This window comes from Bordetella flabilis, from assembly GCF_001676725.1.
Taxonomy (GTDB): Bacteria; Pseudomonadota; Gammaproteobacteria; order Burkholderiales; family Burkholderiaceae_B; genus Bordetella_C; species Bordetella_C flabilis.
Map to the genome: position 1 here is coordinate 2,480,140 of NZ_CP016172.1, position 24,114 is coordinate 2,504,253.

The 24,114-nt window shown below is 66.6% G+C and carries 22 protein-coding genes; 13 read left to right on the forward strand and 9 right to left on the reverse strand.

The genetic code is table 11. The features are described 5' to 3' along the window. The first annotated feature begins 105 nt into the window (after positions 1-105). On the forward strand, positions 106-1,017 hold the full coding sequence (locus BAU07_RS10860; protein ID WP_066657274.1) for a LysR substrate-binding domain-containing protein: 912 nt from the start codon (positions 106-108) through the stop codon (positions 1,015-1,017). 18 nt (positions 1,018-1,035) lie between these two features. Here BAU07_RS10860 and BAU07_RS10865 read toward each other — a convergent pair whose 3' ends face one another. Next, the gene (locus BAU07_RS10865; protein ID WP_066657276.1) at positions 1,036-2,139 is read right to left on the reverse strand and encodes a mandelate racemase/muconate lactonizing enzyme family protein; all 1,104 of its coding nucleotides are present in this window, start codon (positions 2,137-2,139) and stop codon (positions 1,036-1,038) included. A 188-nt stretch (positions 2,140-2,327) separates the two neighbouring features. Between BAU07_RS10865 and BAU07_RS10870 the strand changes: the two genes are divergently transcribed. Genes BAU07_RS10870 through BAU07_RS10890 form a run of 5 tightly spaced genes read left to right on the forward strand, consistent with a single transcriptional unit; the run spans position 2,328 to position 8,182 of the window. Further along, on the forward strand, positions 2,328-3,134 hold the full coding sequence (locus BAU07_RS10870) for an SDR family NAD(P)-dependent oxidoreductase (protein WP_066665284.1): 807 nt from the start codon (positions 2,328-2,330) through the stop codon (positions 3,132-3,134). A gap of 7 nt (positions 3,135-3,141) precedes the next feature. Beyond that, positions 3,142-5,346, forward strand: coding sequence for an alpha-ketoacid dehydrogenase subunit alpha/beta (locus BAU07_RS10875; RefSeq protein ID WP_066657278.1), 2,205 nt, complete (start codon positions 3,142-3,144; stop codon positions 5,344-5,346). Continuing rightward, complete coding sequence (locus BAU07_RS10880; RefSeq protein WP_066657281.1) at positions 5,330-6,625, forward strand: 2-oxo acid dehydrogenase subunit E2; 1,296 nt, start codon at positions 5,330-5,332, stop codon at positions 6,623-6,625. Before BAU07_RS10875 ends, BAU07_RS10880 begins: the two co-directional genes overlap by 17 nt. An 18-nt stretch (positions 6,626-6,643) precedes the next feature. Beyond that, positions 6,644-7,396 (forward strand): SDR family NAD(P)-dependent oxidoreductase, encoded by a 753-nt coding sequence (locus tag BAU07_RS10885; protein ID WP_066657284.1) that lies wholly within the window; start codon positions 6,644-6,646, stop codon positions 7,394-7,396. A gap of 42 nt (positions 7,397-7,438) precedes the next feature. Continuing rightward, positions 7,439-8,182 carry a FadR/GntR family transcriptional regulator gene (locus BAU07_RS10890; protein WP_066657287.1) on the forward strand — a complete coding sequence of 248 codons (744 nt, stop codon included), beginning with the start codon at positions 7,439-7,441 and terminating at the stop codon, positions 8,180-8,182. 90 nt (positions 8,183-8,272) lie between these two features. Here BAU07_RS10890 and BAU07_RS10895 read toward each other — a convergent pair whose 3' ends face one another. The 6 genes from BAU07_RS10895 to BAU07_RS10920 form a co-directional block, all read right to left on the reverse strand. Next, positions 8,273-9,067 carry an SDR family oxidoreductase gene (locus BAU07_RS10895; protein ID WP_066657290.1) on the reverse strand — a complete coding sequence of 265 codons (795 nt, stop codon included), beginning with the start codon at positions 9,065-9,067 and terminating at the stop codon, positions 8,273-8,275. Continuing rightward, positions 9,064-10,059, reverse strand: coding sequence for an NAD(P)H-quinone oxidoreductase (locus tag BAU07_RS10900; protein WP_084025586.1), 996 nt, complete (start codon positions 10,057-10,059; stop codon positions 9,064-9,066). Before BAU07_RS10900 ends, BAU07_RS10895 begins: the two co-directional genes overlap by 4 nt. A 40-nt stretch (positions 10,060-10,099) precedes the next feature. Then, positions 10,100-10,804, reverse strand: coding sequence for an ABC transporter ATP-binding protein (locus BAU07_RS10905; RefSeq protein WP_066657292.1), 705 nt, complete (start codon positions 10,802-10,804; stop codon positions 10,100-10,102). After that, complete coding sequence (locus BAU07_RS10910; protein WP_066657294.1) at positions 10,797-12,608, reverse strand: branched-chain amino acid ABC transporter ATP-binding protein/permease; 1,812 nt, start codon at positions 12,606-12,608, stop codon at positions 10,797-10,799. Before BAU07_RS10910 ends, BAU07_RS10905 begins: the two co-directional genes overlap by 8 nt. Before the next feature lie 13 nt (positions 12,609-12,621). Continuing rightward, entirely contained in the window at positions 12,622-13,488 is an 867-nt protein-coding gene (locus tag BAU07_RS10915; protein WP_066657296.1) for a branched-chain amino acid ABC transporter permease, read from the reverse strand. A 69-nt stretch (positions 13,489-13,557) separates the two neighbouring features. After that, complete coding sequence (locus tag BAU07_RS10920) at positions 13,558-14,760, reverse strand: ABC transporter substrate-binding protein (protein WP_066657298.1); 1,203 nt, start codon at positions 14,758-14,760, stop codon at positions 13,558-13,560. Positions 14,761-15,002: 242 nt separating this feature from the next. On the opposite strand from BAU07_RS10920, the gene BAU07_RS10925 reads away from it, so the two are divergent. From BAU07_RS10925 to kce, 3 genes are read left to right on the forward strand one after another with little or no spacing between them, the layout of a single operon-like run. Beyond that, on the forward strand, positions 15,003-15,785 hold the full coding sequence (locus BAU07_RS10925) for an SDR family oxidoreductase (protein WP_066657299.1): 783 nt from the start codon (positions 15,003-15,005) through the stop codon (positions 15,783-15,785). A gap of 11 nt (positions 15,786-15,796) precedes the next feature. Next, positions 15,797-16,735, forward strand: a complete 939-nt coding sequence (locus BAU07_RS10930) for a 3-hydroxyacyl-CoA dehydrogenase (protein ID WP_066657300.1) — start codon at positions 15,797-15,799, stop codon at positions 16,733-16,735. After that, positions 16,728-17,663: a 3,5-dioxohexanoate:acetyl-CoA acetone transferase gene (gene kce / locus BAU07_RS10935; protein ID WP_066657301.1), complete on the forward strand. Its 936-nt coding sequence runs from the start codon at positions 16,728-16,730 to the stop codon at positions 17,661-17,663. Before BAU07_RS10930 ends, kce begins: the two co-directional genes overlap by 8 nt. Before the next feature lie 171 nt (positions 17,664-17,834). On the opposite strand, the gene BAU07_RS10940 is transcribed toward kce, so the two are convergent. Then, the gene (locus BAU07_RS10940) at positions 17,835-18,905 is read right to left on the reverse strand and encodes a glycerol dehydrogenase (RefSeq protein ID WP_066657304.1); all 1,071 of its coding nucleotides are present in this window, start codon (positions 18,903-18,905) and stop codon (positions 17,835-17,837) included. A 9-nt stretch (positions 18,906-18,914) separates the two neighbouring features. Next, positions 18,915-19,619, reverse strand: a complete 705-nt coding sequence (locus BAU07_RS10945) for a GntR family transcriptional regulator (protein ID WP_066657305.1) — start codon at positions 19,617-19,619, stop codon at positions 18,915-18,917. 114 nt (positions 19,620-19,733) lie between these two features. Between BAU07_RS10945 and BAU07_RS10950 the strand changes: the two genes are divergently transcribed. From BAU07_RS10950 to BAU07_RS10965, 4 genes are read left to right on the forward strand one after another with little or no spacing between them, the layout of a single operon-like run. Then, positions 19,734-20,591, forward strand: coding sequence for a transketolase (locus BAU07_RS10950; RefSeq protein WP_066657306.1), 858 nt, complete (start codon positions 19,734-19,736; stop codon positions 20,589-20,591). Between the two features lies 1 nt (position 20,592). After that, positions 20,593-21,624, forward strand: a complete 1,032-nt coding sequence (locus tag BAU07_RS10955) for a transketolase family protein (protein WP_066657308.1) — start codon at positions 20,593-20,595, stop codon at positions 21,622-21,624. Next, positions 21,621-22,439: a shikimate dehydrogenase family protein gene (locus tag BAU07_RS10960; RefSeq protein ID WP_066657310.1), complete on the forward strand. Its 819-nt coding sequence runs from the start codon at positions 21,621-21,623 to the stop codon at positions 22,437-22,439. The genes BAU07_RS10955 and BAU07_RS10960 overlap by 4 nt, the downstream gene beginning before the upstream one ends. Positions 22,440-22,495: 56 nt before the next feature. Further along, a complete protein-coding gene (locus BAU07_RS10965) occupies positions 22,496-24,094 on the forward strand; it encodes a GMC family oxidoreductase (protein ID WP_066657311.1) in 1,599 nt (532 codons plus the stop codon). Positions 24,095-24,114 lie beyond the last annotated feature (20 nt).

The window sequence follows — 24,114 nt, forward strand, 5'->3', positions numbered from 1 at the left end:
GTCGACAATATTGCTAATATAAATTTTTGAAACCACACTATGTAGAAAATCGATATCTGTGCCGAGGCGGACGTCAGGCGTCCGGCCGACCGCGTGGCCCCAGGGATGCACATCACACTCCGCCAGTTCGAATATTTCCTGGCCCTGGCCGAGACCGGCCAGGTGTCCAAGGCCGCCCTGCGCTGCAATGTGTCGCAGTCGTCGGTCACCATCGCGCTGCGCAACCTGGAGCAGGCCGTCGGGACAACGCTGTTCGTGCGCCATGCAAGGGGCCTGAGCCTGACGGATGCCGGGGAGCGTTTCGCGCGCCACGCGCAAAGCGTCACGGGGGCGTTCGTCCGCGCCATGGAGGACATGCGCGCGGAACCGGACGAGCTGCGAGGGCAACTGCGGCTGGGCGTGACGGAGACGATCTCGGCCTATCTGATGCCGGCCGTCATCACGGCGGTGGCGCAGCGCTTTCCCAACCTGCGGCTGGACGTAATCGAGCGTGAACGGGCCCAGGTCGAACAGGATCTGCTGGAAGGCCGGCTGGATCTGGCCCTGGTCATCGTGTCCAACCTGACCCGGTTCGACAAGCTGCAGTACGACACCATGCTGAAGTCGCCGCGCCGGCTATGGACCCATCCCGACCATCCCTTCCAGCACGCGGAGAAAGTCCGGCTGCGCGATGTGGCGCGCGCGGACTATGTATTGCTGGACATGGACGAGCATATCGAAACCGTGGGCAAGTACTGGGGCCGGTACCGGCTGCGCCCCAACGTGCGTTTCCAGAGCCGTTCGCCCGAAGCGGTGCGCAGCCTGGTCGCCCTGCAGCAGGGCGTGACGATATTGTCGGACCTGGTGTATCGGCCGTGGTCGTTGGAGGGACGCCGCATCCTGCGGCGCGACCTCAGCGACGACGTGCCTACCATGGACATTGGTGGGGTCTGGTGCAAGCGCGGGGGCTTGAGCCGTGGCGGCGAAGCCTTGATGGGCTTCCTGCATGCGTCGATCAAGGCCCTTGCCCACGCCTGACGCGTGGCCCGCCGGGTGTCAGTGATGTTCTGTGCGATGCACCTGGTGGGCGCGCAGCTTGTCCCAGTCCCAATCGATGCCCAGGCCCGGCGCGTCGGACGGAATTGCGCGGCCGCCTTGCATGCGCATCCCCGAGGCGGTGACCATGTCCAGTTGCGGGATGTACTCCAGCCAGCGGCTATTGGGCACCGCGCAGCATAGCGCGACGTGTATTTCCATCAGGAAATGCGGGCATACCGGTACGTTGTAGGCCTCGGCCATATGGGCCACCTTCAGCCATGGGGTGATGCCGCCTATGCGGCCGACGTCGACCTGCACGATGGAGCACGCACCGCTTTGCAGATAGTCCTTGAACTGCGACAGGCTATAGAGCGATTCGCCCACGGCGATGGGAACGGTGGTGGAGGCGCTCAGCCGCCGATGCGCGTCGACATCGTCGGCGTGGATGGGTTCCTCGAACCAGGCCACGTCCAGGCCCTCGAAGCAGCGCGCGCGGCGTATCGCCTCGGCCAGGGTAAAGCCCTGGTTGGCATCGGTCATCACGTCCCAGCCGGGACCGACCGCGTCGCGCACGGCGGACAGGCGTTCCACGTCCTCGGCCACGTGCGGACGGCCGACCTTGATCTTGGTGCCGCCGAAACCGGCCTCCTGGGCACGCAGCGCTTCGTCCACGAGCTGGGACTCCGTCAGGTGCAGCCAGCCGCCTTCGGTGTAGTAGGTCTCGATGCCGTCCTTGGCCCCACCGGCCAGCCGGTGCAGGGGCAGGGCGGCCTTGCGCGCGCGCAGGTCCCATAGCGCCGTATCGATCGCCGCAAGCGCGATCGATGTCAGCGCGCCCACCGTCGTCGCGTGCACGCGAAAGAAGAGCTCACGCCACAGCTTTTCGATGTCGTCGGCATCCCGGCCGATCAGCATGGGCGCCAGGTGGTCGTCCAGCAGGCGCACCACGGAAGACCCGCCAGTGCCTATGGTGTAGCTGTAGCCGGTGCCGACCGCGCCGTCGGCGTCGCGGATGCGCACGATGGGCGTTTCCTGGCATTCGAAACTCTGCACGGCATCCGTGCGCTTGACCTTGGGCGGAAGGTTCGCGAGCAGTACTTCGACGGAAACGATGGCGGCCATGCGTGCTCCTGGGGGAAAGGGGGAAGCGGGACTCGCGGACAGCCCGCCCACTATACCCACAGCGAAAGTGCCCCGCTGGATAAGGGTAACTACTTAGTTGTAAGGCAACTTGATAAGCGGATAGGATGACCGGCATTGTCGGGCGCCCTGGCATGCGGCGCGCGGCCCATAACATCGAGGAGACCGCCATGCCCGTGCCTGTCCCCGCCCCGGAAGCGGCCGTCTATCCCGACCTGCCTGGCAAGGTGGTGGTGTGCACCGGCGCCGCCAAGGGCATAGGCCGCGCCATGCTGGACGCCTTCGCGCGGCACGGCTGTCGCCTGGTCCTGCTGGACATGGACGCTCCCGGCATGGACGCCGCGCAATCGCAGTTGCGTGCGCACTATCCCGCGCTGGAGACCCTGTGCCTGACCGCCTCGGTGCGCGATGACGAGGCTATCGAACGGGCCTTCATGGCGGTGGAGGCCCGATTTGGCCGGGTCGACGTCCTGTTGAACAACGCCGGTATTTCGATGAACAAGCCTACGCTGGAGCTGACCGGCGAGGAGTGGCGGCGCGCCATCGATATCGACCTGTCCGGCGTCTTTTATTGCTGCCAGTCCGGCGGACGCATCATGTCGCGCGCGGGCGGCGGCGCCATCGTCAACACCGCTTCGATGTACGGCGTGGTGGCGGCGCCCGAGCGGGCGGCCTACTGCGCGGCCAAGGCGGGCGTCGTCGCATTGACCAAGTCGCTGGCGGTGGAATGGGCGCATTACGGGATCCGTGTGAATGCGCTTTGCCCCGGCTATATCCGTACGGCGCTGGTCGACGACCTGATCGCCCGCGGGGCGCTCGATGCGGCGCGCATCGGGACGCGCGCGCCGATGGGGCGCCTGGGCAGTCCGGAGGAAATGGCGGAAGTCGCGCTGTTCCTCGCATCGGACGCATCGCGCTACACGACAGGGCATGCGCTGCTGTCGGATGGCGGCTGGACCGCCAACGGATACTTGTGAGACTGCCATGCCGGAATTGAAACCGCTGACGCCGCGCGCCCCATGGGTCGCATTGAACACCACCGAGCAGGATTGGGCGCAGGCCGAGCCCGCTTTGCTGGGCACCCTGCTGGCGCATTGCCACCTGATACGCGGGTTCGAGGAAGCGGTGCTGGCACTGGCCGCGGAAGGGCTGGTGCATGGTCCCGCGCACGCCAGCATAGGGCAGGAAGGCGGCGCCGCGGGGTCCATCGTGGGACTGGGCGCCGCCGATGGCGTCAGCGGCTCGCATCGCGGCCACCATCAATTCTTGTCGAAGGCGCTGGCCTACCTGTGTCCGCAGGGCATCGATCCGGGCGCGGAAATCCTGCCCCCGGTCCAGGCCCTGCTGCGTCGCACCCTGGCCGAGATCCTTGGCCTGGCGCAGGGCTTCTGCAAGGGCCGCGGCGGCTCCATGCATCTGCGCTGGCCGCAGGCCGGGGCGCTGGGGACGAATGCCATCGTGGGCGGCGGCGTGCCCATGGCCGCCGGCCAGGCCTGGGCAAATCGGCAGGCCGGCAGCGACGCGGTGATGGTGACGTACTTCGGCGATGGGGCGATCAATATCGGTTCGGTCCTGGAAACCATGAACCTGGCCGCCGCCTGGAAGCTGCCCCTGTGCTTCTTCATCGAAAACAATCGCTACGCGGTGGCGACGTCCGTGGAGGAAATCACCGCCGAGCCGCGTTTGTCGGCGCGCGGCCTGGCCTTCAATATCCCCAGTTGGCATGTCGACGGCATGGATCCGCTGGCGGTGCACCTGGCCATGCAGGCCGCATTGCGCCATATGCGTGCAGGCAAGGGGCCGACCCTGATCGAGGCCGACGTCTATCGCTTTTTCCACCAGAACGGGCCGTTTCCCGGCAGTGCCTTCGGCTATCGAAGCAAGGAAGAAGAAAAGGCCTGGCGCGACCGCGACCCGCTGGCCTTGCTGGCGCGTCGCATGACCCAGCGCAAGCTCATCACCCAGGCCCAGGTGGACGCGTTGCGCGAACGCGTGGCGGCCGCCATGCGCGCGGCCGTCGAAGGCCTGCTCGAAGAGGACCCCGACGCGGGAGAGGGCAAGCGCCGTATCAGGCAGGAATTGTGGCCGGCCGCCGATTTCCGCGACGTGGGTATCGTCGGCGACCTGGCGGAAATGGAAGGCGCGCGCTTCGAGGAGCAGGACGACCATGCGGGCCCGCTGGGCGAACGCAAGTTCATCGATGTGGTGGCCGACGTCATGGATCGCCGCATGGCCTGCGACGACACCATCGTGGTCATGGGCGAGGACGTGCATCGCCTCAAGGGCGGGACCAATGGCGCGACGCGCGGGCTCGGCGAACGCTATCCGGGTAGATGCCTGGGCACGCCCATCAGCGAGAACGCCTTCGTCGGCCTCGCTGGCGGCGTGGCGCTGGACGGCCGCTACAAGCCCGTGGTGGAGTTCATGTACCCGGACTTCATGTGGGTGGCCGCGGACCAGGTGTTCAACCAGATCGGCAAGGTCCGGCATATGTTCGGCGGCGACGACGCCGTGCCCCTGGTGCTGAGGACCAAGGTGGCCATGGGCACGGGCTACGGCTCGCAGCATTCCATGGACCCGGCGGGCATATTCGCCACCAGTCCGGGCTGGCGCATCGTGGCGCCGTCCAATCCCTACGACTACGTGGGGCTGATGAACGCGGCGCTGCAATGCCGCGATCCCGTGCTGGTGATCGAGCATGTCGATCTCTACAACTCGACCGGCATCGGCCCGCTGGAGGACTACGACTATCTGCTGCCGGTCGGGCGCGCGGCCTTGCGCCGCACGGGCGGCGCGGTCACCGTTATCGCCTACTTGTCCATGGTTCACCACGCCGAGCAGGCACTCGAACAGACCGGTATCGACGCGGATCTGGTCGACCTGCGCTGGCTGGACCGCGCCAGCCTGGATTGGCAGACGATAGAGGCGAGCGTACGCAAAACCAATAATGTGCTGATCGTGGAGCAGGGCGCCCGCGGAACCTCTTATGGCGGCTGGCTGGCCGATGAGATCCAGCGCCGCTGTTTCGATTGGCTGGACCAGCCGGTGCAGCGGGTCACCGGTGGACTGGCCTCGCCCAGCATATCCAAGGTGCTGGAACGCGCCGCCGCCGCGCGGACCGAAGAGGTGGTCGAAGGGCTGCGGCAAGTCATGCGCAACAAAGGGGAGCCTGATGGCCAAGCTGGTTAGCATGCCCGCCGTATCGGCCAATGCCGAGCACGCGGTGCTGGTGGAGTGGAACGTCAAGGAAGGCGACGAGGTGCGTGCCGGCGACACCCTGGGCGGTATCGAAACCGACAAGGCGGTGGTCGACCTGGAAGCCGAGGATGATGGCGTGGTGGGGCGATTGCTGGTCGAGCCGGGTGCGCGCGTCGCGGTCGGCGCGCCGCTGGCGGTGCTGCTCGCGCCGGGCGATTCGGACGCCGAGGTAGACGTGCTGCTGGGCGCGGCGGACGGGGCAGCGGCCGCGGGCGCGGATCAGGCGGCCGCTTCCGCAACGCTGGTCGCGGCGCCTTCGCAGGATAGTGCGCCGCAATCGCGCGCCGTTCCCGCGAACGGCGCCGTGCCGCCTGCGCGGCCTGCGCCGGCCCCCCAGCCACCGGGCGATGCGCCGGCGGCAGGTCCGGACGAAAGGGAAGCGCGGCGTATTTTCGCCAGCCCGGTCGCGCGCCGGCTGGCGCGGGAGGCCGGGCTCGCGCTGGACGCGCTGCAAGGCTCCGGACCCGATGGCCGCATCGTCAAGCGGGACATCGAACAGCAGCTCAAGGCTGGCGCAACGGAGCCGGACGCCGTCTTCGACCTGGTGCCGCACACCCCCATGCGCCTGGCCATTGCGCGTCGCCTGACGGAAAGCAAGACCACCATTCCGCATTTCTATCTGCGTGGGCTATGCCGCGCCGACGAACTGGACGCGCTGCGGACCCGATTGAACGCGGTGGCCCCCCGCAAGCTGTCTTTCAACGACCTCATCGTGCGCGCGGCGGCGTGCGCCCTGCGCGACGTGCCCGACATGAACGTCACCTGGGGCCCGGACGCGCTGCGGCGTCATCGCCACCCGGATATCGCCGTGGCAGTGGCGACGGAAGGCGGCCTGATCACCCCCATCGTGCGTGGGGCGGATGGGCTGGGCGTGGCCGAACTGGGTCGGGTCGTCGCCGCGCTGGTCGATCGCGCGCGCGCCGGTCGCCTGGCGCCCGCCGACTATGAAGGCGGCACCTTCGGCATCAGCAACCTCGGCACGCATGGCGTGATGGATTTCGCGGCCATCATCAATCCGCCGCAGTCGGCCATGCTCGCGGTGGGCGCCCTGGTGCGGGAGGCCGTCGTGGTGGGCGACACGGTCCAGCCGGGCCTGGTGATGCGCTACACGCTTTCGGTGGACCACCGCGCCATCGACGGCGCGCTGGCCGCGCGCTGGCTGGCGCGTTTCACGCACTACATGGAGCAGCCGCTGGCCATGCTGGTCTGAGGCGGCGGAGGAAAAAGCATGTCGACCGCACGTTACGATTTCACCGGCCGCACGCTGGTGCTGACGGGCGCCACTGGCGGCATCGGCCGCGCGGTAGCGCGGCGCTTTGCCGGCAGCGGTGCGAACCTGCTCCTCATCGACCTGGACCCGGACGCGCTGGCCGAGCTGTCGCGCACGCTGGGCGGCGACGCGGCACGGGTGCGCACATTGGCCCTCGATGTCTCAGACCCGGATGCGGCCGATATGGCGGCCAGGCATGTCGCCCAGGCCTACGGTGGCGTGGATTTCCTGGTGCCTTCGGCGGGCATCTACCTGGCCGAACCCTTCGCCGGGATGACCGATGCGCAATGGCGCCGCACGCTGGCTGTGAACCTGGACGGCGTGTTCTACCTGACGCGCCGGTTGGTGCCGCTGCTGCGCGAAGGCAGCGCCATCGTCAACCTTTCCTCCATGGCGGCGCACAGGGGCGCCTTCTACAATGCCCACTACAGCGCGTCCAAGGGCGCGCTGCTGAGCTTCACGCGCAGCATCGCCCGCGAACTGGCGCCGCGCACCCGCGTGAATGCCGTATCGCCGGGCGTCATCGAAACGCCGATGACGGCGGAACTCCTGAAGACGCGCGCGGAGGAATCGCGGCAGCAATCCATTCTGAAGCGGCTGGGCCGCGCGGAAGAGGTGGCCGCCGCCATTGCCTTCCTGTGCAGCGATGACGCCGCCTTCATCACCGCCGAAGTGCTGCACGTGAACGGCGGCCTGTACGTCGCCGGTTGACGCCAGGCCGTTCATCGGGGGAAGATTTTCAAGGATATGACCATGCGCGAACCTTCTGGCCAGGCTTATATCGCGGCCCTGGAAGACCATCCGATACCTCGCGGCGCCGGCCTGGCGGCCGGCGTGGCGCAGCGCCTGCGCCAGGCCATCGAACGCCGCGATATCGCCGAAGGCGGCAACAAGCTGCCTTCCGAGGCGGCGCTGGCCAAGACCTACGGGGTGAGCCGGCCGGTCATCCGCGAAGCCATGTCTTTGCTCAAGTCCGACGGCCTGGTGATATCCCATCAGGGACGCGGCCAGTTCGTCAACCCGGAAGGCAGCAACGTCTTTCGCCTGGACCCATCGGTGGACACGGAAGCCGGCCTGGCCGAGCTTTTCGAATTTCTGCTGGCGGTCGAAGTCCCGGCGACGCGGCTGGCCGCGCAACGCCGCAGTTCGACCGAGCTGGCCGCCATACGGGAGGCCTATGACCGCCTTTACTCGGCCACCCGCGATCTGGGCGATGGCACGGAGGAAGACGAAGCCTTCCACCGCGCCATCGTGCAGGCCAGCCACAATCAGTATTTCATCGCGTTCGCCAGCTTCCTGGACGCCCGCGTGCGGCGGCTGATCCGCACCGCGCGCAAGAACACGCGCAACCGCTCCATGGACCTGGTCTGGCAGGTACAGCGCGAACACGAGGCCATCCTGCTGGCCATCGAGGCCGGCGATCCGGAAGGCGCCAGCGTGGCTGCCGCCAACCACCTGACGAACGCGGCGTCGCGGCTGGCCTTGTACAAGGCGTAGCGGGGCCTGGAACGGACGGCCGGTCCGGGCGATCGAATGGATGGGCGGGGCCTTGCTCGCCGATGCGAAAGTGCGCCCACCCGCCGCGGGTCAGGTCATGAGCCAGCCGCCCGCCACGTCCAGCACCTGTCCCGTCACGAAGCTGGCCTGGTCCGACGCCAGGAACACGCAGGCGTCGGCGACTTCTTCCGGGGTGCCCAGTCGGCGCATGGCGGTGACGCGGGCGACCGCATCGTTGATTTCCTGCGGCACCGTCTTGAGCAGGGGCGTGCTGATGCGCCCCGGCGCCAGCGCGTTTACCGTGATGCCGTATTCGCCGAGTTCGCCGGCCCAGTGGCGTGTCAGGCCGATGAGGCCGGCCTTGGTCGCGGCGTAGTGGCCCGCGACGATGTCGCAGTACGCCTTGCCGGCCACGGACGACATATTGATGATGCGTCCGTGGCCTTGCGCGATCATGTGGGGCGCGGCCAGATGGGTCAGGTAGAACACGCTGTTCAGATTCACGCGCACGACCGTATCCCATTCGGCCGGCGGCATTTCCCATACTTTCAGGGCGCGGCCTTCGGTCTTGGGCGAGATGCCGACGTTGTTCACCAGGATATCGGCGCCGCCGAGGGCCTGCGCCAGTTCATCGTAGGCGGCCTTGCACGCGGCGAAATCCTGCACATCGGCATTGGCGTAGCGCACCGTGTGTCCCGCATCCGCCAGTTGCGCCTGGAACGCGGCGCCGCCCTGCGGATCGCGATCCACCAGCCCCACCCGGGCGCCCCCGGCCGCGAGCGCGCGGGCGATGGCCGAGCCGATGCCGCCCACCGCGCCCGTCACGATGGCGGTCTTGCCCGCGAAGCGGCCGGAGTCCCCGGGATGGGTGGCGGCGGAACTCACGGTCGCACCTGCAGGACGATCTTGCCGATATGCTGGCTGCTTTCCATCAGGGCGTGCGCCTTGCCGGCTTCTTCCAGCGGGAACACGGTATGCACGACCGGCAGGCATTGTCCGCGTTCCAGCAGGGGAAATACGTGCTCGCGCAAGGCGAGCGCGATCTCGCCCTTGTCCTCGTCGCTGCGCGGTCGCAGGGTGGAGCCGGTGAAGGTCAGCCGCTTGATCATGATCGGCATCGCGTCGATCTCCGCCTTGCTGCCATCCAGGAAGGCGATCTGCACCAGCCGGCCGTTGACGGCCAGGCTGTGCAGGTTCTTGTTGATGTAGGGCGCGCCGACCATGTCCAGGATTACGTCCACGCCCTTGCCGGCGGTATCCGCCTTGATGACGGACTGGAAGTCCTGTTCCCTGTACAGGATGGTGTGCGCCGCGCCGGCCTTTTCGCAGGCGCGCGCCTTGTCGGCGCTGCCCACCGTGGTCCAGATTTCCGCGCCGAAGGCATGCCCCAATTGGATGGCCGTCAGCCCGATGCCGCTGGAGCCGCCATGCACCAGCATCTTTTCGCCGGCGCGCAAGCGGCCACGTTCGAACACATTGGTCCAGACCGTGAAGTAGTTCTCCGGAATGCACGCCGCTGTCAGCATGTCCATTCCCTTGGGAACGGGCAGGCAATGGCGCTCGTCGACCAGGCAGTATTCGGCGTAGCCGCCGCCCGGCGTCAGCGCGCACACGGCCTCGCCCACCTGGCGGTCGCGCACCTCCGGACCGACCGCCGCGATGCGGCCCGAGACTTCCAGTCCCAAATAGGGCGATGCGCCGGGCGGCGGCGGATAGGCACCGGCGCGCTGCAGGACCTCCGGACGGTTGATGCCGGCATAGGCGACTTCCACCAGGACCTGCCTCCCGGTGGGTTGTTCGATGGGGCGTTGCGCGATGGCCATGCATTCGGGGCCGCCGCCGGTGCCATGGTCGATGAAACGGAATGATTGCGTCATGATGAAGTTCCTGTATGGCCGTGCGGGATACCGGGACCGGTCAATGGCCCAGGTAGGCCTTCTTGACGTGGGGGTTGTCCAGGAGTTCCTGTCCGGTTCCGGCCAGCACGATGGCGCCATTCTCCAGCACATAGCCGCGGTCCGCCAGCCGCAGCGTGCGGAACACGTTCTGTTCCACCAGCAGGACCGTCACGCCGTGCGTGGTGATGGTGCGGATGATGTCGAACATCTGCTGCACGAGCAGCGGCGAAAGGCCCAGCGACGGCTCGTCGAACATCAGCAGCTTGGGGTCGGCCATCAGCCCGCGCGCGATCGCGACCATTTGCTGTTCGCCGCCCGACAGCGAGCCGGCGTATTGCGTCAGGCGCTGCTTGACCCTGGGGAATGCCTGCAGCACTTCGTCCAGCTTGCGGTTGACGTGGGCGCGCGCCGCGCGCTTGTACGAGCCCATCAGCAGGTTGTCGCGCACGGTGAAGTGCGGAAACAGCTGGCGGCCTTCGGGGATCATGGTGATGCCCGCGTCGACGATGTCGTAGGGCGTGCGGTTGGTCAGTTCGCGGCCCTCGAATTCCACCTTGCCGCCCATGCTGGGAATGATGCCGCACAGCGTCTTCAGGGTCGTGGTCTTGCCCGCGCCATTGGCGCCGATGAGGGTGACGATTTCGCCGGCCCGCACCTCGAAATCCAGTCCGTTGAGAACCTGCGTCTTGCCGTAGCCGGCACTCAACTGGGATACCTTAAGCATCTTGGTACTCCTTGCCCAGATACGCTTCGATCACCGCCGGGTCCTCCACGACCTCGCGCGGCGCGCCCGTGACGAGAACGCTGCCTTCGTTGATGACGATGATGCGGTCGGACAGGGCCATGGTGGCGCGCATCATGTGTTCGATCATCAGGATGGACACGCCGCTGTCGCGGATACTGCGGATCAGGTCGATGGCGATGGCGATATCGGTGGGGTTCAGGCCCGCCATGACTTCGTCCAGCAATAGGATGCGCGGACGCGTCGCCAGGGCACGGGCGACCTCCAGGCGCTTCATGCCGCCCACCGTCAGATTGCGTGCTTCGGTGCCCAGGAAGCGCGTCAATTGCGTGCGGTCCGCCACCTCGCGCGCGATGTGTTCCGCCTCGGCATGGTCGGCGGTATGGATGAAGGCGCCCAGCATGATGTTTTCCAGCACGCTCAGCCCGGTAAAGGGCTGGGCGATCTGGAAGGTGCGGCCCAGGCCTTTGTGGGCGAACTGGTCGGGCGTGTCGCAGCTCGTCCATTCGCCGCTGGCGTCGCGCAGCAGCACGCTGCCCCGGTCGGGCGCCAGAAAGCCGGACAGCAGGTTGAATACCGTGGTCTTGCCAGCGCCGTTGGGGCCGATCACGCCGAGGATCTCGTTCTCGTGCAGGGTCAGCGAAACATCGTTGGTGGCGCGCAGGCCGCCGAAGCTCTTGTGCAGGTGCTCCGCCTTCAGGATGGGCTGGCCCACGGGCGGCGGGTTGGCGGCCGCACCCGCCGGTGTCGGCGCCTGGGATGCCTTGTGCTGGGGGATGCCGGCGCCCGCCTTCCGCGGCGTGCCCAGGTAGGGCAGCCGTGCCAGCATGCGTTCCACGGCGGGGCCGAAGGCGCCGGCCAGGCCGCGCGGGATGGTCAGCACCACGGCCACCAGGATCGCGCCGTAGATCAGTCCGTGCATGCCGTTGCCCACCGCGCTGAGCCAGCCGCGCGCCAGCTCGGCGATCGGCAGCACGAGGAAGGTGCCGGCGACCGGGCCGGCCACGGTGCCCAGCCCGCCGATGAGCGCGAACATCGCGATCTGCACCGAGAGGTCCAGCGAGAATGCCGAGGCCGGATCGATGAAGGTCAGGTAGGTAATGTGGAAGGTCCCGATGATGCTGGTCAGCATGGCCGAGACAACGGCGGCCAGTATCTTTACCCTGACGGTATGTATCCCCACGGCCCGGGCCGCGTCCTCGCGTTCGCGGATGGCGATCAGGTAGTGGCCCATGCGCGACTTGCGGATAAGCCAGGATACCCACAGCACCAGCACGAACAGTGCGAAGGCGATGATGACGTAGTTGATCTTCTCCCGGAACACGATCCAGGTCCAGCCGATGTTCAGGGGCAGGCTGATGCCGCTGGAGCCCCCGGTCCAGCTTTCCTCGTGGATGACGAGCAGGCGGCAGACCTCCAGGATGGCGATGCTGGCCAGCGCGAAGAATGGTCCGCGCAGGCGCAGGGTGGGGTAGCTGATGATGACCGCGACGATGCCCGACAGCACGGCGCCGGCCACCATGCCTATCCATGGCGAGATCTCGTAGTTCTGCGTCAGCAGCGTGGCGGTGTAGCCGCCGATGCCATAGAAGACGGCATGGCCCAGCGACAGTTTGCCGGCATAGCCGCCGACGATGTTCCAGGCCACCGACATGGCCGAGAAAACGAACAGCAGGACGAACAGGTTGGTCCAGAACGGCGTGGCCAGCACCGCGGGAACGGCGAACATGACGATCAGCAGGGCCAGGCTGACGTAGGCTTTCGGGCTGCGGAAATCGGGAAACACGTCTTGCTCCTTGTTATTCCGTGCCGACGCCGAACAGGCCGGCGGGCCGCAAGACGAGGATCAACAGGAAGATGCCGAAGTACACGACTTCCTTCAGGTCGGGCGCGATGTAGTATCCGGCCAGCGCATCGACCACGCCGATGATCATGGAACCGGCCACGGCACCGTACAGGCTGCCCATGCCGCCCAGCACCACGATGACGAAGGCGGTCAGGACGAAGTACGTGCCCACGGTGGGAAACACGGGGTACTGCGGCGCGAGCAGGCCGGCGGCGATGCCGACGAAGGCCGTGCCCAGGCCGAAGGCAATGACATAGATCAGTTTGACGTTCACGCCCATCAGCATGGCGGCGTAGCGATGCTGGGCCACGGCGCGCAGCGCCCGCCCCAGGTAGGTGCGATGCATGAAGATGTGCAGCAGGATCGCCAGCGCAATGGCTACCAGGAAAGTGATGAGCTGCCCGCTGACCATGGAGTAACCGCCGATCGCCACGGGGCCCGTACCCGTTGCAACGGGCGCGCGGAACACATTGGCGCCGAAGATGACCAGCGCGAGGTTGAGCAGGATGGTGGAGATGCCGACCGTGGCGAAAATCTGGATATGTTCGTCGGCGTTGAGCAGGGGCTGGATGACGGCGCGCTGCGTAAAGGCACCCAGCGCGAACATGATGATCGCCACCGGCGCAAGACCTATATACGGGTGGATGCCGAAATAGGTCGCGGCCAGGTAGACCAGGTACATCCCTATCATCAGGAATTCGCCGTGAGCGAAGTTCACCACGCGCACCACCCCGAAGATCAGGGTCAGGCCCAGGCTGATGATGGTATAGGCGCCGCCCAGCAGCAGCCCGTTGATAATCAACTGAACGAATATATCCATTGTGCAACCCCGCGATGGCGCAAGGCCGGACGCCCGCGAGGCATCCGGCCTGCTGACCGGCCGTTTCGATTATTTGTTGAAGATCGGCTTGCCGAGCGCGAGCTCGGGCGGGGCGATGGTGACCAGCTTGCCGTTGTCCTGCCACTGCATGACGTAGAACGTCGAGGCCTTGTTCTGGCCGTCCTCGCCGAAGTCGAAGCCCCAGCCGTTGGCGGTTTCGCCGGGCTTTTTCTTGTAGGCCAGCACGGCGGCGCGGATGTTGTCCTTGTCCAGGGACTTGGCCTGGGCCATGGCTTCCAGGAAAGCCTTGGCGCCCACATAGTTGGCCAGGCTATGTCCCGATTGCGGATCGGCCTTGTAGGCGGTCTTGTACGCCTGCAGGAACTTGTCCAGTCCCGGCGCGCCGGCCGGGTTGATGGATGCCTGCGGGAAGTCCAGGTCGAACACGCCGTTCATGTCGGCGCCCACGGCCTTGGCGGTATCGGCCAGCGAGTAGCCGCCGCCCGCGCCGATCACGACCTTGGGGGCGAACCCCGCCGACCGCGCCTGCTGGAAGTACAGGATGGCGTCATTCTGGTACGCCGTCTGCAGGACCACGTTGACGTTGGCGCCCTTGAGCCGCAGGATCAGCGACGACAGGTCCACGGTCTTGGCCGAGTAGGGCAGGACTTCAGCCACCTTGTAGCCCAGTTCCTTCGCTCGCTGCTGCTCGGTGGCCGCCACGTCGGTGCCGTACGGACCGTCTTCGTGGATGATGCCGATGGTGATGTCTTTCGGGCTCATGCCCATGCCGGGCGCGATGATGTCGTGCAGGGCGTTCACCACCGAAACGCCGTACAAGCCGGTATTGGGATTGCTGCGGAACAGGTATTTGTAGCCACGCTGCGTAATCTTGTGCGCGGTGGCCCCGAGTTCGAAGTACGGGATGCCCGCCAGTTCCGTGACCGGCGTCGCCGCGTAGGAAATGCCGGAGGCGTAGCTGCCGAACACCGCGGCCACGCCGCTGGAGGTCAGGCGCTTGGTTTCCGAAACGGCCTGGTTGGGGTCGACGGCATCGGCCTTGATGATCTGGATCTTCTCGCCCTTGATGCCGCCCGCGGCGTTGAATTCGTTGACCGCGATTTCCAGGCCGCGGAAGCTTTCCTGGCCCAGCAGGGCGAGGGCGCCGCTGAAGGGATACACCGCGCCGACTTTGATGTCGGCCCATGCGCTCGCGCTCAACAGCGCCGTGCACGCGCCGGCCGCCAGGGCCAATTTCCGGATAGTGTGCATGTCTCGCTCCTTATGTCGTTGTGTGGATGTCGCCGCATCGTCTCCGCACGCTTTTGGCGCCCGGATGCTGTAAGCATATATGATATATTTTCCGCGCGGACGAGAAGAAAGCCGCCCAATTCTGTCGTGGCGCTGGAAGCACGGTAAATGGGGGATTTCCCTAGCGATCCCCGGCATGCCGGCAGGGCAATGCGAGCACGATGGCGAGCGGTGCGCGGACAACCCATAACGGAGACAGACGCATGTTCGAAGAAGTCGATTATCGCGGTCGGAAAGTGCTGATCACGGCCGGCGCCGACGGGCTGGGCCTGGAGATGACCCGGTTGTTCCACCGGGCCGGCGCCAGCGTGCTGATATGCGATATCAGCGCGAGCCGCCTTGAAGACGCGCAGCGCGAATTGCCCGGCCTGCATACCATCGTGGCCGACGTCGCGGACGAGGCCAGCGTAGCCGCGATGTTCCAGGCCGTGCAGGACAAGTTGGGCGGGTTGGACATCCTGATCAACAACGCGGGCATCGCCGGGCCGACGGGCTATGTGGAAACGCTGTCCAAGGCGGACTGGGACCGCACCCTGGCGGTCAATATCACCGGCCAGTTCCTGTGCGCCCGCCTGGCCGTCCCGCTGTTGAAGCAGTCGCGCGCGGGCGTGATGATCAATCTGTCTTCGGCGGCCGGCCATCTCGGTTTCCCGGGCCGCTCGGCCTATTCCGCTTCGAAGTGGGCGGTCGTCGGCTTTACCAAATCGCTGGCGCTGGAGCTCGGCGCCCATGGCATCCGCGTCAACGCCATTCTGCCGGGTGCGGTGGAAGGCCCCCGCATACGCGCGGTCATCGACGCCAAGGCGCGTACGCTGGGCCGGCCCGTCGAAGAGATCGCCGCGCAATACGAAAACCAGGCCGCGCTGGGGCGCATGGTGACGGCGCGCGACATCGCCAACATGGTGCTGTTCAATGCCAGCGAGGCCGCGGGCAATATTTCGGGCCAGGCCATCGCCGTGGATGGATTCACGCAGAAACTCTATTGAGGAGGGACGCCATGTCGACCGTTGCCATCGTTGGTGCGGGCCTGATCGGGCAGGGCTGGGCCATCGTCTTCGCGCGCGCGGGCTGGCAGGTCCGCCTGTACGACGTTGATGCCGGCCGGCTGCAGGCGGGTCGCGATCTGGTCGTCCAGCAGCTGCATGCCCTGCAGGCCCATGGCCTGCTCGACGATGCCGCGGCCATCTCCGCACGCGTGCACACCACGGCCACGTTGGAAGCCGCGCTCTCCGGCGCCAGTTATGTGCAGGAAAACTCGCCGGAGGACGTGGCGCTCAAGCGGGACCTCTTCAGCAAGCTGGACGCGCTTTCTGGTCCGGACGCCGTCCTGGCCAGCTCCACGTCGAGCATTCCCGCCAGCCGCTTTACCGAACACCTTGCGCATCGCGAACGTTGCCTGGTCGCGCACCCGGTGAATCCGCCGTACCTGGTTCCTGTCGTGGAAATCAGCGGCGCGCCCTGGACGTCGCCGCAGGTGGTGGCGCGCGCGCGGGACATCCTGGCCAGTGTGGGCCAGCGGCCGGTGGAGGTGCGCAAGGAAGTGGAGGGCTTCATCCTGAACCGCCTGCAAGGCGCCTTGCTGCAGGAGGCAATGCGGCTGGTGCAGGACGGCGTCGCGAGCGTCGAGGATATCGACACGACGGTGAAGGACGGGCTGGGCCTGCGCTGGTCCTTCATGGGGCCGCTGGAGACGATAGACCTGAATGCGCCGGGCGGCATTGCGGACTATTGCGCGCGCTACGGACCGATGTACGCTTCCATCGGTGCGACGCAGTCGGCGTGCCCCCCATGGGCCGGCGAACTGCTCGAGACGCTGTCGCGCGAGCGGCGTGCCTTGCTCGACGAGAAGGATCTGGCGGCGCGCCGCTTCTGGCGTGACGAGCAATTGATGCGACTGATGCGTCATAAACAGGAAGGTGGAGAGACGAATGGCTAAAGCCAAGCAGAAGGTCATCATTACCTGCGCCGTGACGGGTGCCATCCATACGCCCAGCATGTCGCCACATCTGCCGGTAACGGCGGACGAGATCGCGGACGCGGCGATCGGCGCCGCCCAGGCCGGCGCGGCAGTGCTGCACCTGCATGCGCGCGATCCGCAGACCGGCAAGCCGTCGCAGGACCCGGCGCTGTTCGAGCCTTTCCTGAAACGCATCAAGGCGGAAACCGATGCGGTCATCAACATCACCACCGGCGGCAGTCCCCACATGACGGTGGAAGAGCGCATGCGGCCGGCGGCAACGTTCAAGCCGGAAGTGGCATCGCTGAACATGGGGTCGATGAATTTCGGGCTGTTCCCCATGCTCGACCGCTTCAAGGAATTCAAGTTCGACTGGGAACGCGAGCATCTGGAGAACAGCCGCGGGTTGATCTTCCGCAATACGTACCAGGACATCGAATCCATCCTGACGATCGGCAACGCCAACGGCACGCGCTTCGAGTTCGAGTGCTATGACATCAGCCACCTCTACAACCTGAAGCACTTTGTGGACCGCGGGCTGGTGAAGTCGCCGCCCTTCATCCAATCGGTGTTCGGGATCCTGGGCGGCATCGGTCCGCACCCGGAAGACCTGATGCACATGAAGCGCACCGCCGACCGCCTGTTCGGCGACGACTACGAGTGGTCGATACTCGGCGCCGGCCGCAACCAGATTCCGCTGGCGACCATCGGCGCCGCCATGGGGTCCAATGTCCGTGTGGGCCTGGAAGACTCGCTATGGATCGGTCCCGGGCAGCTCGCCGCGTCCAACCGCACCCAGGTCGAGCGTATCCGGACCATCCTGGAAGCCCTGAACCTGGAGATCGCCACGCCTGACGACGCGCGCGCCAAGCTGGGCCTGAAGGGTGCCGGCCAGGTGGCTTTCTAGCATTGATGGACGTTGGGCGGCATGCGATGCCCGAGCCGCGCGCGGCGTATGCCGTCCGGGCCCGCTCGTCGTCCGGGCCGCGCCGGCCTGACGGTCCGCCGGCCTGACCGGCCCGACCACGCCGCCTGAGCCGACCGACGCCATCCGGCCGGCGTATCGGGCCGTAGTTACTCAGCCAACATAATGCAGCAGGGCGTCCGCCAGGGCCGCTTCCGTCAGGGTGCGGTCGAAGTTCGCCGCATGGCGGGCCTTCAGCGTCAAGGCTGCCGCCTGCCGCGCCTGCGCCGCGTCCACGTTCGTCGCGCCCAGTTCCCGCAGGGTCGACGGCAGGCCGACCTTGCCGTACCAGGCATGCAGCGCGTCCAGCGCGCCATCGCTGCGTTGTTCCAGGTGCAATTGCACCAGCAGGCCCACGGCCACCTGCAAGCCGTGCGGCGCGCTGGCCAGGCCGGGCAGGTGCGGCAGCCCGCGTGTCAGCGCGTGGGCGATGGATAGGCCGCCGCTTTCGAAACCCAGGCCGCTCATCAGGATCATCGCTTCCACCGCGCGTTCGAAGGCGGGCGTCGGCTTACCGGTACCGGCGGCGGCCAGCGCGGCTTCGCCGTCGGCCAGCAGGGTGCGGTAGCAGGCGTCGGCGATGGATTGCGCGGTGAGCGTGGCGTGGCCCTCGTACATGTTCAGGCCGCCATGGCGCGCGCACTGTTCGGCCTCGAACTTCTTGGAGATCGCGTCGCCCAGGCCGGCGCGAAAGAACGCGGCCGGCGCACTGGCCACCAGGGCGGTATCGACGAGCACCATGGTGGGATTGAACAGCATGTGCTCCACCGCCAGCAGTCGGTGGCCGGCGTCGTACAACACATAGTTCTTGCTGGTCGGTGCGTCGTTGGAGGCGACCGTCGGTACGGTGACCAGATGGCAGTGGGCGGCCTTGGCCAGCGCCTTGCCGGCATCCAGCGCCTTGCCTCCACCCGCCGCGATAACCAGTGGCGGTCGGGTGGGCATTGCCTGCGCGCAGAGGCGCGCCACGCTGTCGGGCGTGATGTCGCCCTCGACGGGGAAGGTATGCAGCCGTACGCCCTGCGCTTCACAAATGGCGTCGAGCCGGGCGCCGAGCAGTTCCAGCACATAGGCGTCGATCACCAGGGCGGCGCGGTCGCCGAACAGCGCCGCGCACGCGCCCAGGCGCTCGATGGCGCCCGGCCCTTGCAGATAGCGGCTCGGCGCGCCAAAGATCTTCAGCATGGGTCCTCCCTATTTGTGCGCGGCGGTAGCCAGCGCCTGCTGCTCTTTTTCTTTTTCCACCAGCCAGTCGATCATGATCTTGCCGCCCCACACGAGGTCCGCCTGGATGGCCTTGGCGGCGGCTTTGGGGTCGCGCGCCTTGAGCGCGTCCAGCACGGCTTCGTGCCGGTGCTGGCCGCCGGAATAATCCAGGCCCGCGGTCTTGACGTGGAAGATCTTCAGGATGGGGCCGGTAATCACCCAGAAAGATTCGACCGTGTTGCGCAGGATCGGCATCCGGCTGGCTTCCAGGATGGCGAAGTGGAACTGGCGGTTCAGGAAACTGGCGCGCTTGGGGTCGCTGGACGTGCAGGCGATGAACTCTTCCTGCAGGTCGACCAGCCTGTCCAACTGTGCGCGGGTGATCTTGGTGGCGGCTTCGGCCGCGCCCATGCCTTCCAGATGAAAGCGGATCTGCTGGATCTCGCGCAGTTTCTCCGAATCCACATAAGGCACGTAGACCGCGGTGGCCGCCTGCATCTCCAGGCCTTGCTCGCTGATCAGGCGGAAGATGGCTTCGCGCACCGGCGTGATCGATACGCCGAGTTCCTGCGCCAGTTCCCCGATGATGAGGCGTTCGCCAGGCTCGTACTGGCCGTTGATCAGGGCCTCGCGTATCTCGGTGTAGACCCGGACCGACAGATTTTCTTTTTTGACGGGCTTGAGGTTGGACATGGAATACGCCGGCCACGTAAGGAAGGACGGAATTCTAGCGCGGGGTAGTGCTTTTTCCGTGGGGTGCCTATATTATATATCATATATCACCACCAAAAACAGAGGAGACACGCCATGGTGGACGAAGAGGCCGGGCCCAGCCCTGAACAGCTACGCCTGCTGCGCGAGAAAGCGCGCTTCATCCGGCTGGAGACCATCCGGCTGATCGAGATCGCCAAGGTGGGCCACTACAGTTCGGTGTTCTCCTGTGCCGAAATTTTCGCGTCGCTGTACTACGATGTCCTGTCCATGCGGCGCGGCGAGCCGGCCTGGGAAGACCGCGACCGGTTTCTGATGGGCAAGGGTCATGCGGCCGTGGGCCTGTTCCCGATACTGGCCGATCACGGATTCATTCCGCGCGAACTGCTGGATGGCTACACCCGCCTGGGCAGCCCCTTGGGCGACCATCCCGACATGACCAAGGTGCCCGGCATCGACTTCAGTTCCGGGTCCATCGGGCACGCGCTGTCCAACGGCGCGGGCATGGCGATGGGCGGGCGCATGCGCAAGGCGCCATTCAATGTTTTCGTGATGCTTGGCGACGGCGAAATGCAGGAGGGGCAGGTATGGGAAGCGGCGCTCTTTGCCGCCCACCACAAGCTGTCGCGCCTGATCGCCATCGTCGACCGCAACGGCTACCAGCTCGATGGCAAGGTGGACGATGTCATCGGCGTCGAATCCCTGCGCGATAAATGGACGGCCTTCGGCTGGCAGGTGCACGAAGTCGATGGGCACGACCTGCATGCGCTGACGCGTCTGCTGCGCCGGCTGAAGGCGGATACGCAACGTACCGGGCCTGCCTGCGTCATCGCGCGTACGGTCAAGGGCAAGGGGGTCACCTTCATGGAGACCGAACCGGGCTGGCACCTGGGTTACCTGGCCCCCGGCGATGCGCAGTTGGCGATCGACGAAATCATGACGCGGGAGATCTGACATGGCGCCTACCCCTGTATCCCCGGCCGGGCGGCGCACGACGCACACCCGATCCCCCGATTCCTGGCAGTACCGCGCGCTGAACGCCGTGACGCCGGGCCTGGCCTGGTTGTCCGACGCACTGATCGACCTGACCCGGGCCGGGCACCCCGTGGTCGCGGGATCGGCCGATCTGCAACATTCGAACGGTCTTTCGCGCTATGCCGAGGCCTATCCGGACCGGTATATCCAGTTCGGCATTTCGGAACAGAACATGGTGTCGGTGGCGGCCGGCCTGGCCACCACGGGCCATATGCCTTTCGTGGCGACTTTCGCGTCCTTCCTGGGCTTGCTGTGCTGCGAGCAGATCCGCATGGACGTCGCGTATACGCGGCTGCCGGTGCGGTTGATCGGCCACCATACCGGCATCAGCCTCGGCTTCTATGGCACCTCGCATCACGCAACGGAGGACATCTCCACCATGCGCGCCATCGCCGGCCTGACGGTGGTGTCGCCCGCGGATGGCCCGCAGCTGGCCGCGGCCATCCGCGCCTCCGTGGACTGGCCCGAGCCGATCTACTTTCGCATCGGTCGTGGACGCGACCCGCAGGTGTATGCGCCGGACGTGCCGTTCGCTTTCGGCAAGGCCATAGTCCATGCGGCTGGCACGGATGCGACGCTGGTAGCCTGCGGGATTACCGTCAAGGCCGCGCTGGACGCCGCCGCCGCGCTGCGCGAGCAGGGGTACTCCATCGGCGTGATCGACATGCCGACCATCAAGCCGCTGGATCGCGACGCCATCCTGGCCGCCAGCCGGCAGGCGCCGCTGCTGATGACGGTGGAGGAGCACAACATCCTGGGCGGCCTGGGCTCCGCGGTGGCCGAGGTGCTGGCCGAGGCCGGCACCGGCGCCCGCCTGGTCCGGCACGGCATTTATGATGAGTACAGCCTGATCGCGCCGCCCACCACGCTCTATGCGCATTACAAGCTGGACGCCGATGGCATCCGCGAGATGGTCCTGAACCAACTGGAACGCAACGGAGATCGACAATGACACCCGTCACCGGCAAGACGCGCCTGTTCGGCATACTGGCCGATCCCATCCACCATGTGCAGGCGCCGCAGCGGCTGAACGAGCACTTCGCGGCCATCGGTTTCGACGGCGTCATGGTCCCCATGCACGTCCGGCCCGACAACCTGGCTTCCGTGGTCGCGGGTTTGCGCGGCATGGAGAACCTGGGTGGCGTGGTGGTGACCGTTCCGCACAAGACCGCCATCCTGGCGCTCTGCGACGAGGCTTCGGACGTCACCCGCAAGATCGGCGCGGCCAATGTGGTGCGCCGCGAAGCGGACGGCCGGCTGGTGGCCACCATGCTGGACGGCGAAGGTTTCGTGCGGGGACTGCAAGGCGAGGGCAGGCAGGTCGAGGGCCGCTCGGCCTATCTGGCGGGCGCCGGCGGCGCGGCCAATGCCATCGCGTTTTCGCTGGTGCAGGCGGGAGTGTCGCGCTTGACGGTCGGCAACCGCACGACGGCCAAGGCCGAAGACCTGCGGCAACGTGTCCTGGCGCTTTACCCCGCCGCGGACGTGCGCGTGGGCACGGCGGATCCGTCCGGCCACGATCTGGTCGTCAACGCCACGTCGCTGGGCTTGCGCGAAGGCGATGCGCTGCCGCTGGACGTGTCGCGGCTCGCACCGGAGCAACTGGTTTGCGAAGTCATCATGCAGCCCAAGGAGACCGCGCTGTTGCTGGCGGCGCGGCAGCGCGGTTGCGATATCCATTACGGTGCGCCCATGCTGGCATCGCAGGTGGCGCTGATGGCGGAGTTCCTGGGCGCGCGCGGCGCGCGGGTTGCCGGGACAGCCTAAGGCTGTAGACACCATGCGCCGCACATAGCCGGCATCGGGACGGGAACAGACACAAGATGGATTCCTACGATTTCATCATCGCAGGTGGCGGTACGGCGGGATGCATACTCGCCAACCGCCTGACCGCCGATGGGCGATATCGGGTGCTGCTGCTGGAAGCCGGACGTGACGGCGCCAATATGTGGGTGGCCATTCCGGCGGGCTTCAGCAAGTTGCTGGTGGACCCGGTCTACAACTGGCGCTTCAAGACCGAGCCGGAGGACAACGTGTATGGCCGCGCCATATCCGTGCCGCGCGGCAAGGGCGTGGGGGGCTCGACGCTGATCAATGGCGGCATCTATGTGCGCGGCCAGCCCGCGGACTACGACGCATGGGAACGCGCGGGCGCCACGGGATGGAGCTACCGCGATGTGGAGCCGTACTTCCGCGCGCTGGAGGACTATCCGGCCGGTGGCGAGAGCCGTGGCAAGGGCGGGCCCATGCATGTGGCCCAGGTGCGCGAGCGCTTCCCGCTTTCGGACGCCTTCCTAGCCGCTGCGCGGGAGGATGGCCAGCGCCTGAACCCCGATTACAACGGCGGGGACCAGGAAGGCTTCGGCCATTACCAGGTGCTGCAGCATCGCGGGCGCCGCTGGAGCGTCGTCGAAGGGTACCTGGCGCCGGCGCGCCGCCGCGCCAATCTGCACATCGTTTCCGAAGCGCACGTTACCCAGCTGCTGTTCGAGGGCCGCCGCTGCGTGGGCGTACGCTACCGACGGAATGGGCAGGATGTCACGGTGCGATCGCGCCTTGAAACCCTGTTGTGCATGGGCGCCGTGCAGTCGCCGCAGATGCTGGAGCTTTCCGGCATCGGCGACCCGGACAGGTTGCGCGCACTGGGCCTGCCCGTGGTGCACGCACAGCCCGCCGTGGGCGAGAACTATCAGGAGCACTACGCCACCCGCATGAACTGGCGCGTCAAGGGCACCATCACGCTGAACGAGATGTCGCGCGGCTGGCGGCTGCTGCACCAGTTGGGCAAGTACTATGGGGCGCGCCGCGGCATCCTCACGCTGGGCACCGGGCTGGTCCACGGCTTCGTCAAGACTTCTCCATCCATGGCGGCCCCGGACGTGCAGTACTTCTTTGTGCACGCCAGCTATGCCAATGCGGCCGAGCGCATCCTGGATCGCCATCCGGGCATGACGATAGGCGTGGCGCAGTTGCGGCCCGAGTCCGTGGGCAGCATCCACATCAAGACCGCGAGCCCCTACGACGCCCCTTCGATACGCCCGAATTTCCTTGGCTCGGAGGCGGATCGTATCTGCCTGGTCGAGGGCATGCGGATCGCGCGGCGTATCGTGGCGCAGCCCAGCATGCGGCCGTATGTGGACCAGGAGCTGGCGCCGGGCGCCCAGGTACGGGAGTTCGACGAATGGCTGGACTTCGCGCGCCGCAACGGGCAAACCATCTATCACCCCATCGGCACGTGCCGCATGGGAACGGACGCCGCCGCGGTGACCGACACGAGGCTAAGGGTCAATGGCGTCGAGGGGCTGCGGGTCGTGGACGCGTCCGTCATGCCGAGCATGGTTTCCGGCAATACGCAGGCCGCCGTGATGATGGTGGCGGAAAAAGGCGCGCACCTTATCCTGGAAGATGCGCGCCGTCATTAGCGCCCGGCACTGCTTGACAC